Here is a 9,055-nt window from a genome sequence, read left to right on the forward strand (position 1 = left end):
TATTGCATAGCCGAAGTTACGTAATAAAAATTAGCTGATGCCAATGGAATCAAGATGTTGCTCGCAGTTTTTCAGGAGGACTTTAAACAACTTCAATATACACTCTGCCTGCAGGCATGATGTAATTGCAGCATTCCTAAAAAAAGAACAGAAGGATGATCAGAAAATATACAGATACCGACAAATCAAAACTGATTCAATTGTTAAGGCAAAATATCCCGGAATACTTTGCTCCATCTGAGGAAGTTGATTTTGAGGAATACCTCGAAAATGAAATAGAAGATTACTTTGTTTACGAAGAGGATTCTGAAATTATGGGAGCTGGTGGAATCAACTACTTTCCCGACGAAAAAACTGCCCGAATTTCCTGGGATATGATTGACCCAAAACATCAGGGGAAAGGAATCGGAAAAAAGTTGACGCAGCACAGAATCAATCATTTGAATAATAATCAAAATATTGAATTCATCATGGTTCGAACATCACAGCTAGTTTGTGAATTTTATGAAAAAATGGGCTTCGAGCTCGAAAAAATAGAAAAAGATTTTTGGGCAAAAGGCTTCGATCTTTATCAAATGAAAATGGATAATAAAGCCTAAAAAGTGGTGCCATTTTATCGTGTACAATTTTTAAAAAGAACAATATATGACACAAGAAATATATCAAAGGGCAATAAAATTTGCTGGTGAAAAGCACAAAGATCAGAAGATGCCAGGAAGCAATTCGAATTATTTGCTGCACATTTCCAATGTAAGCATGGAGATATTGATGGCTTATGCAGCAGAGAAGAATTTTGATGTGGATTTTGCCGTTCAGCTTGCCATATTGCATGATACCATTGAAGATACCAATACTGACTTCGGGGAACTAAAGGAAACATTTGGAGAGCGAGTTGCACGGGGAGTTTTGGCCTTGAGCAAAAATGAAAATCTTCCTTCGAAAGAAGAGCAAATGTTGGATAGTTTGTCGCGCATTAATCAATTGGAAAAAGAAGTGGGGATGGTAAAGTTGGCTGACAGAATCACAAACCTTCAGGAGCCTCCATATTATTGGGACAAAGTTAAAAAGGAGAAATATCGTAAAGAGGCTGAAATAATTAGCGAGACACTCATCAATAAAAACGACTATTTAAATAATAGATTGGAAAATAAGATTGAAGAGTACATACAGTACCTAAAATAATAATGCAGACTGCGATGTGTTGCTTCAGTAATCGGTATGATGAATATTACAACACAAGTTCAGTTACTCTTAAAAACTCTGGCAAATAGATATATTACTTCGAAGAATGAGAAAGCTTCTTTTGCTAATTACAACACTATTAAGTATTTCACAATTTACATGTGCTCAGAATCAAGTAGGAGTTTGGAAGGTAAAAAATGGAAAGATTGAAAGCAACAAATCCGATAATAATGAGTTGGGAATTCAGTACTGGGAATGCATACAGACCATTTTGCCCCATGATTTGCTGAACAAATATGTGCTGTCCTTAAGATTGTTTTCCGATGGCAAAAGTGAGGACATGGGAGGGATGAATCAGTTGGATGAGACCGTAGCGTTTTGGCAAATCGATTTGGATACGGCAGACATGAATATTTTTACCAGGGATTCCATTCAAATATTGGATTACACCCATACGCTGATTCATGAGTTTGGTCATTTGCTCACTTTAAATAGCTCGCAGATCGAATTGACAGATGATGAAACCGAGAATCCGGATAGAGGATACCTAACCACCGAGGGATATGCCATTAAGGAAAGTTACCTGAACCGATTTGTTGAAGCCTTTTGGAAGCCAAAACTGTTGCAGGAGTGGGACCGTATCAATAAGAAAAGGAACAAGAAAAAACAGGCAGACCGCTTGTATGATTTTTATCTCGATCATGCCGAGCAGTTTGTAACAGACTATGCAGCCGAAAGCCCCGAGGAAGACATTGCGGAGTCGTGGACATTTTTTGTTTTATCAGATCAACCCTTGAAAAGAGGTATGAAATATCAAAAGGTCAAGTTTTTCTACCAGTTTCCCGAATTGGTGAAGTACAGAACACACATACGGGAAAATATCTCATTTGTCCCTCTTTCCTATATTGAAAACTTTAAACAAAACTAATATGAAGAAACCCATATTCCTGCTACTGCTTGTCGCACTGTTTGCCTGTAATCAAGAGAAAGCGAAAAAACGAAGCATTGACGAATTGGCAAAAGCAGCAGAACAGTTCGAAGGGAAAAGAGTTGAAACCGAAGGCATGGCCGTTCATTTTTGCGGAGCCGGGAAAAAGAAGCTAAAGTTGAAATCGGAGAAAGGTTCAGTAGTTAAAGTAGTCCCGTCCAATTTGTTACTCAATTTTACAGCCAGGTACAATCACAAAAAGCTGAAGGTGGTTGGCAGAGTGGAAACCAGGCGGGTAGAAAGATCATTTCTTGACAAAATAGATAATGAAAAAAACCTTTTGTGTCATATTGATCATACACCTTGTATCGATAAGGAGTGGATAAAGCGAAAACAGGAAACAGGAGTTTCGGATAGTTTATCGGCTGCTGATGTGAAGAAATTAAGAGACAGAATGCAGAAAACAGGCAAAGACCATATCACCATTGTTAGCATCATAGCCGATGAGATTGAAATTATCCGGAACTAAGCTGGTTTGGATGTTTTTGTAATGGGATTTTTCTATCATCAATATAACTTCTTCTAATTTTTCATAAACAAATGGGTTTAATTATTGAGTAGGTGGATTTGCTTATTAAAAAGCAAGACTTATTGATTGAAGTGAGTGTGAGTCTTTGTGTTTATAGTTAAAAACAATTAAAGTTGTTATTTTTAAGTTATTGTAAATTAAACAATAGGGGATTTGATTTTCTATAGTTGATATTTAGTGGTTTTATTGTAAAAGTACAGGTGTTTTATTTGATTAAAATAACTTTTATTTTTGTGTGAAATAACTGTAAATATCTATTTTATGTACAAGAAAATTATTTCGGCTTTATGCCTTTTGTGTGCTTTTACATTTGTTGCATGTGATGACGATAATGAAGATGTGATTGTAAAAGTAAGTTCAATTGAATTTGAGGAATCAGCTTTGGAATTGGAAGTGGGTGCCACAAAACAATTAAAGGTTAATGTTTTGCCTGAGGATGCATTTGATAAAACAATCAAGTGGTCAAGTTCAAACCAGGAAGTTGTTACCGTTGATGATTCGGGACTACTAACAGCTATCGAAGCAGGAGATGCAATTGTAACAGCCACCTCGGCCAATGGTGAGGTTTCTAAAACTTGCGAAATTACTGTAATGGCAAAAGAGGTAGTGCCAGAAGGAAAAATTCGCTTTAAAGGACAAATTGTTGAAGAAGGAACCAAGTCTGCAACAAATGAAGTCACAAGAAAACTTCTTGTTGTGTATACCGAAAAATTTACCGTGGAAAACTTTTCAGATGGTATAATAAGTGCTGAGATTGAACTTGCTGAAGATGGAAGCTTTAGTCTGGATGTGGAAGATGGGAAAGAGTTTATTGTATTTTTAATGGAAAACAATAGAGTAAAAGGTCTTGTTGGTATTGATGCAGGAGATGAAGAGTACTGGGAAAATCTTAACTCGGGATACCTAAGTGGTATTATTGAGTTGGGTAATGTGCCATCTTCATCGGAAGACGGATTGTTGGTAGCTGAAAAAACGATTGCTGATTTGAGCATTGTTGAAGGCAAATCAGAATTGATTCAAAAAATGTCGAGATTGGATGACCATATTAGAACCTATATGAACTTTACCAATACAGGTTTTAAGAACTTTGCCTGCCCTGGTTTTGTTTTTTCTTCAAATTTAGTTTTCGGAGAGCAGATTGATGCTGATGATTTAACTTATGCAGGTTACCAGATTTATGCATGGGGTAAAGGTCTTGAAAATACCATGAACTTATTTCCTCCTGAAGAAGTGGCAAGAGGAAATGGTGAAAAGTTTAATGCTCAAACTCCGATTTCCGGAGAGGCTTTCGATCCAGGTTCAGAATATAAATTCATGGGTTTTATTGGAGGTGAAACTTCAGCAGATCTTTTGCAAGGAAATATACCAGCAGGAGAGTGGACTATGCAGACAAGTTCAGGAACTGAAGTGGCTTCATATAGTTTAAACTCTATTTTACCTTTGGAAAATGAAAAAATATCAGTACCTGTTCCATCCATTAAAATTAATTCTGATGCAAGTGGCTTAATAACAGATATTGAACTGAATTGGCAGTATTACAGAGGAGGAGAGCTTGTAACAATTGCTGATGTTGAACCTTTGAAAGAAAGAATCAGCAATACCAATATCGAGTATATTCAGGATGAATATATTGGTGAAGATCATACTTTTAATTATAATGACACGAGCATTGTGCCTGACAATCAAAATGTATGGTCTACCAACGGAGCTAATGATAGTAAAAAGCTAAACCTTTTGGTAATCGGTTATACCATCGATTGTGTTTTCTATCAGGTGAAGATGCCTGTTGCCGAATAAAAATATAAATCTCTAATAGTTCGATCTTGTAGCTCGTACTCTGCATAGCAGAATGCTTATCGGCCCAATGGCAAAGGTCCGGGCTGCAAGATCGAACCAAGAGGGGATAAGCCCCCTGATAGCACGAACCTGTAGCTCCAGCTTTCCTTCCATCACAAAATACGAGTAAAACCAGCGGGTAGAAGTATTTTACATTTGCCGAATGCCTCCCTCAATTCCCTTGGAAGCCGAAACTTCGGCATCATCAGGATACAAACATTACATGCTTTAAACCCCGCCATGGTCTGAATCCTACCCAAAAGGCAACAAACAAAAGCAAGCTGCGGAAGTAGTGCAAAAGTTTGGTTTCGATTCCATCATAATTATGTAGACTTATTCTATTTTATGTATGTTGATAATTTTACTTCGGTAAGCTTATTGTTTGCTATCAGTTTTTCATAAATTTGATAGGCAAGATATTCAAGTTGCGTTAATATCACCCATATGGGGTGATAAACACAATAGATTGAATATTGGAGAAATAAACGCAATTGTGTTTATATACAAGTTAACGGCAAGTTTGAACTAGACAACAACCAATGAATAACATTCCACAATACATTCCTTTTGTAGCAGCAATCCTTGGTATTGCATATCCAATATTACTGCAAGTTATCGCAAGATTAGAAGAGAAATATGGGACAATGTCAATTGTTGAAATTTTTAATAGTGAGTTAGAAAAAAGGTCATTTATTGTCTTGTTAATTTCTTCTCTTTTTTCTATCCTTATTTGGACATTTAATCTTCCTCCTCTTTTCAGTGTAAATAATTCTACGATTCAATGGATTATTAATAATTCAGCAGCTTTATTAGTAATAATTACTTCGGTTGCAATGATTACTTCATTCTTCTTCTATACAAAGAAAATTATTGTTTACTATACCACTCCTAAATTGCTTGACCATTTATTCAAAAGACATCGAAACAAAATAGCAAATCAAGAATCTCTCGATTTCAAAATAATCTCAGACATTCTAATTAATCTTTACAGAAAAAACGAAAAAACCCACGCTCTTACAATTTCTAGATTCATTTATGATGAATTTAGATTTTATCGGGAAAAAAATGAAGGTAAAGCCATTGAGTACCCTGATTTATATTATGACCTGGTATATTCAATAAGTCAGGAGCTATCCACTTCCAAAAATACTCTTTATCCATATTTAGGTGTTAGAACCATAGGTGGAATTTGGCTTTTAGGAGAACTTCAACATTCGATTATATCTGAAAAGACATATAGATATCTTTGGAACATCGTGATAATAGCAGCAGAAGACAACTTAGAAGACCTCATTGCATCTAATTGGGAATTTGCATTTAGATATTACCAAAACTCGTTGAGAAAAATTGAATATGAATATGATGATGAAGGACAAAAAACCAATGTAGAAGCCTATCAGTCAAGAGTTATAGAGCGAAAGAGATTTAATGAGTTCTATACGGCTTTTGGTGGACTAATGCTGTACACAAAAAGATACAACTCAGTCTTTAATATGTTTAATTACACCACAAGCACACCACCAGTTTACGAGCTTCTTCCTTCAAACATGAATGAAATCTTTGAAAGATTTTTTACATTCCGAGACCCATATTATAGAAATTTTCCATTCATTTCTAGCACATATAATTTCCCAAGATTATCAGGATTAAACGCAGATGGTATAATCAAAAAATGGATTTGTCAATATATTGCTTTACTTTTCGTAAGACAATATTTTACAATCATAAACTATACATTTCAGAAACCTTTAGACTTTCCATCCATTCCGAAATCTCAGCAAGAAAAAAACAATTGGATAAATGATTTAGATTATTTCTCAAGATTGGTTGAAAATGTACTTTCAAATAAGGAATTATTAACTACCCTTGGGTACGAAAGGTTAACCCGAGAATGGTGTGAGGAAAATGATAAAATCTATCCAATTGACTTTGTTAAACAACTTAAGGACAAAGTTCAGGAAGAATTTGATAAGGCAAAAGTTGAACAAAAAATATCTGAAAATAAATTCAACAAATTTATAGAATCAACAAAATCAATTTTGACAAAATCTTTTGATTCTGTTGCGAGTATTACTAATGAAAAAATAGAAAAGGTTGAATATGCTAATTGGTATTATTCAGGTACTAAAATGATATTTGAGAAAAGTTCTTTTGCAGAAAACCAAGAAGCCGACCATTTAAATTATGATAGTTTCGTAGCTGGACAAGTTGCTTCAGATTTTAAACTTGCACTTTCTCAAACCGCATTCACTAAAAAGACAAAAAGTTACCTTATAAAAAGTACAGAACTATTCCAAGCCGTGGATAAAGTGATTAAAGATGATAAGTCTTATGTAATTTTAAATTTTGGGATTCATATTCCATTTTATATCTCATCTTTCAAGATAAAAGGTTTAAAAGAGGATAGTTATAATAAAACTCCAATTATAAACCTGGCTCCATATTATCGCGAATTAATTGGGGAATCTTTGTATGTTCTAAAGCAAGACGATTTACCAAGAATACTTTTCAATACAGTTGATGATAAAATCATCGATAAGTATCAGTTGCAAAGATTAAATGATAAGTATAATTTTTATGGAAACGTTGTAGACCTTAACGATAATCCTGATTTGGTTAATGAATTAGTCGAGCAATATCCAGATGAACAGGTTAAGGAATCGGTTTTGGTTTGTGTAATATTAAATGCTGTGATAAAATGGAAAAAGGAGATGAATATGACTCAAATAAGACTATTTTCTGAATTTAAAAACAATGGACTACCAAATGAAATCGATGAAATCAAATAAAAAAACCAGCCGATAACAAAGTGTAAATTTAATAGCGGGTTCGGTGGGTGTTCCAACGTTGGATTCACGCCCATTTACCCGTTCCTCTCGGACGGATAACCGCACGTAAATCCGCTACTAAACTTACACCAACCGTTACCTGCAAGGCAAAGCAGCTGTTAAAGAAGACAGAATTTACAAATAGAAAATATGACATTATGAAACATGATACATTAAAAATCAATGAGAATGAAGTGGAATGGGGGACTTGGTCGAAGGGTGATGAAATAGAACATAATAGAAAAAGATTGATTGATGATGAACATGTCAATAAATTGTATTGCGATATCTATGAAATTCCGCCGGGAAAAACCAATTGGCCACAACATTATCATACTTGCAACGAGGAAGTTTTCTATATTATTGAGGGGCAGGGAGAAGTGGTAACGGAAAGTGGCGTATTAAAAGTTAGCTCGGGCGACATTTTAAGATTTCCTGCAGGAGAGAAGGGAGTGCATCAATTGAAGAATACATCAGATCGTGAAACACTAAAATATTTAGACTTTGGAACAACTAACTTTCCTGATGTAGTATTTATGCCCGCAGATAATAAGATTGAATTATTTGCTGGCAAATCCGGACAAGATAAAATGTGCTCATATAAAGATTTGTAAATGGGTTATAGCCAGGATTTAAATAGAAAAGCCTGCTGTGGCTTGAATGCTACCCAAAAGGCAGCAAACAAAAGCAAGCTGTAGCAGTAGTGCCAAAGCTTGCTTGATATTCCATCATAACTATGTAGACTTATTCTATTTTATGTATGTTGATAATTTTACTTCGGTAAGCTTATTGTTTGCTATGGCTTTTTCATAAATTTGATAGGCAAGACATTCAAGTTGTGTTCATTACACCCATATGGGCAGATAAACACAATAGATTGAATATTGGAGAAATAAACGCAATTGTGTTTATATACAAGTTACAGGCAATTTAAAATGATAACTCATGAAAGTACTTAAAGTATTAATTCTGACTTTAATTTCCTTCTCTACTTTCGGTCAAACTGAATATTTTGAAAGGGTTGAAATTAAGGAGTTAAAATCTGAATCAAATATTTCGAATTTGGATGTTATTCATTCTTATGAGTTTGAAGATTTATTATTTGTGGTTGGTCATAATACAGATAACAACGATGTTGAAAATATAGGATTAAGACTTTGTATTTTAAATGATTCAAATGAAATAATATTTAAATCAGATGGACAACAAGATAGCTATTATTTTGAACCACATATATTTCAGTCTAGCACTGAAAAAGATAGATTAATTATTATTGGAGAAATTGGTGCGGAATACAGTTGGGGAGCTCAAGCTTTTCTACTTGAAAAAAATAATGTAATCGAATTAGGATCAATGGATGTTGGAATTATTGAGAAACCAGTAGAAAAGGATGATATTTATTTCGAAACGCCAAGTAGAATAATTAAATATTTGGAAATTGAATCTAAAAATAATGAAATCAAATTTAGTTTTAAGAAAGGCGAAACACTTGCAATTAATCCTGGCGGTGACTGCGAAAGAAAAATAAAATCTGAAAACTTTTATTTTATATGGAAAGAAAATCAATTTTTAGAAGTTGAGAATTAGAAACTGCCTGTAACAAAAGTAACCGTTGCACAATCAAGTAATATTTGTAAAAAATAAGAACAAAGCCTTAATAGTATGCGGATTTGCAAGCTTTTAAGGCTTTGT

General features: G+C 34.3%; 8 protein-coding genes. All 8 read left to right on the forward strand.

The genetic code is table 11. The features are described 5' to 3' along the window. Positions 1-155: 155 nt before the first annotated feature. The 8 genes from NQ163_RS20215 (at position 156) to NQ163_RS20250 (ending at position 8,950) form a co-directional block, all read left to right on the forward strand. Positions 156-599, forward strand: coding sequence for a GNAT family N-acetyltransferase (locus NQ163_RS20215; protein WP_268192129.1), 444 nt, complete (start codon positions 156-158; stop codon positions 597-599). A gap of 46 nt (positions 600-645) precedes the next feature. Continuing rightward, on the forward strand, positions 646-1,182 hold the full coding sequence (locus NQ163_RS20220) for an HD domain-containing protein (protein ID WP_268192130.1): 537 nt from the start codon (positions 646-648) through the stop codon (positions 1,180-1,182). A gap of 106 nt (positions 1,183-1,288) precedes the next feature. Continuing rightward, complete coding sequence (locus NQ163_RS20225; RefSeq protein WP_268192131.1) at positions 1,289-2,110, forward strand: hypothetical protein; 822 nt, start codon at positions 1,289-1,291, stop codon at positions 2,108-2,110. 1 nt (position 2,111) lies between these two features. After that, positions 2,112-2,639 carry a hypothetical protein gene (locus tag NQ163_RS20230; protein ID WP_268192132.1) on the forward strand — a complete coding sequence of 176 codons (528 nt, stop codon included), beginning with the start codon at positions 2,112-2,114 and terminating at the stop codon, positions 2,637-2,639. A gap of 321 nt (positions 2,640-2,960) precedes the next feature. Next, positions 2,961-4,496: an Ig-like domain-containing protein gene (locus NQ163_RS20235; RefSeq protein WP_268192133.1), complete on the forward strand. Its 1,536-nt coding sequence runs from the start codon at positions 2,961-2,963 to the stop codon at positions 4,494-4,496. Between the two features lie 578 nt (positions 4,497-5,074). Continuing rightward, complete coding sequence (locus NQ163_RS20240; RefSeq protein ID WP_268192134.1) at positions 5,075-7,324, forward strand: hypothetical protein; 2,250 nt, start codon at positions 5,075-5,077, stop codon at positions 7,322-7,324. Positions 7,325-7,521: 197 nt separating this feature from the next. Beyond that, a complete protein-coding gene (locus NQ163_RS20245; protein WP_268192135.1) occupies positions 7,522-7,977 on the forward strand; it encodes a cupin domain-containing protein in 456 nt (151 codons plus the stop codon). Between the two features lie 331 nt (positions 7,978-8,308). Beyond that, positions 8,309-8,950: a hypothetical protein gene (locus NQ163_RS20250; RefSeq protein WP_268192136.1), complete on the forward strand. Its 642-nt coding sequence runs from the start codon at positions 8,309-8,311 to the stop codon at positions 8,948-8,950. Positions 8,951-9,055: the final 105 nt, after the last annotated feature.

The organism is Marinifilum sp. D737 (genome assembly GCF_026672275.1).
Lineage (GTDB): Bacteria > Bacteroidota > Bacteroidia > Bacteroidales > Marinifilaceae > Marinifilum.

Coding starts and splice junctions, on each gene's coding strand:
- NQ163_RS20215 (WP_268192129.1), top strand. CDS start 156: ATGATCAGAAAATATACAGATACCGACAAATCAAAACTGATTCAATTG.
- NQ163_RS20220 (WP_268192130.1), top strand. CDS start 646: ATGACACAAGAAATATATCAAAGGGCAATAAAATTTGCTGGTGAAAAG.
- NQ163_RS20225 (WP_268192131.1), top strand. CDS start 1,289: ATGAGAAAGCTTCTTTTGCTAATTACAACACTATTAAGTATTTCACAA.
- NQ163_RS20230 (WP_268192132.1), top strand. CDS start 2,112: ATGAAGAAACCCATATTCCTGCTACTGCTTGTCGCACTGTTTGCCTGT.
- NQ163_RS20235 (WP_268192133.1), top strand. CDS start 2,961: ATGTACAAGAAAATTATTTCGGCTTTATGCCTTTTGTGTGCTTTTACA.
- NQ163_RS20240 (WP_268192134.1), top strand. CDS start 5,075: ATGAATAACATTCCACAATACATTCCTTTTGTAGCAGCAATCCTTGGT.
- NQ163_RS20245 (WP_268192135.1), top strand. CDS start 7,522: ATGAAACATGATACATTAAAAATCAATGAGAATGAAGTGGAATGGGGG.
- NQ163_RS20250 (WP_268192136.1), top strand. CDS start 8,309: ATGAAAGTACTTAAAGTATTAATTCTGACTTTAATTTCCTTCTCTACT.